3 protein-coding genes are annotated in these 471 nt (G+C 49.0%); all 3 read left to right on the top strand.

What is annotated here, in order from left to right; genetic code table 11:
- On the top strand, nucleotides 1-152 hold a 152-nt coding region (gene ninD / locus DF185_RS24695; protein WP_110364084.1), incomplete at its 5' end, for a protein NinD.
- On the top strand, nucleotides 119-301 hold the full coding sequence (locus DF185_RS23180) for a NinE family protein (protein WP_000113775.1): 183 nt from the start codon (nucleotides 119-121) through the stop codon (nucleotides 299-301). The genes ninD and DF185_RS23180, both read left to right, overlap by 34 nt.
- Nucleotides 256-468 (top strand): protein NinF, encoded by a 213-nt coding sequence (locus DF185_RS23175; RefSeq protein WP_306424353.1) that lies wholly within the window; start codon nucleotides 256-258, stop codon nucleotides 466-468. The genes DF185_RS23180 and DF185_RS23175 overlap by 46 nt, the downstream gene beginning before the upstream one ends.
- Nucleotides 469-471 lie beyond the last annotated feature (3 nt).

Below are 471 nucleotides of genomic sequence, written 5' to 3'. Positions count from 1 at the left end.
GTGAATGCAAAGAAGATAACCGCTTCCGACCAAATCAACCTTACTGGAATCGATGGTGTCTCCTGTGTGAAAGAACACCAACAGGGGTGTTACCACTACCGCAGGAAAAGGAGGACGTGTGGCGAGACAGCGACGAAGTATCACCGACATAATCTGCGAAAACTGCAAATACCTTCCAACGAAACGCACCAGAAATAAACCCAAGCCAATCCCAAAAGAATCTGACGTAAAAACCTTCAACTACACGGCTCACCTGTGGGATATCCGGTGGCTAAGACGTCGTGCGAGGAAAACAAGGTGATTGACCAAAATCGAAGTTACGAACAAGAAAGCGTCGAGCGAGCTTTAACGTGCGCTAACTGCGGTCAGAAGCTGCATGTGCTGGAAGTTCACGTGTGTGAGCACTGCTGCGCAGAACTGATGAGCGATCCGAATAGCTCGATGCACGAGGAAGAAGATGATGGCTAAACC

This window comes from Marinifilum breve (assembly GCF_003202155.1).
In the GTDB taxonomy this organism is placed as follows: domain Bacteria; phylum Bacteroidota; class Bacteroidia; order Bacteroidales; family Marinifilaceae; genus Marinifilum; species Marinifilum breve.
This window is presented reverse-complemented; position numbering and strand designations above follow the sequence as displayed.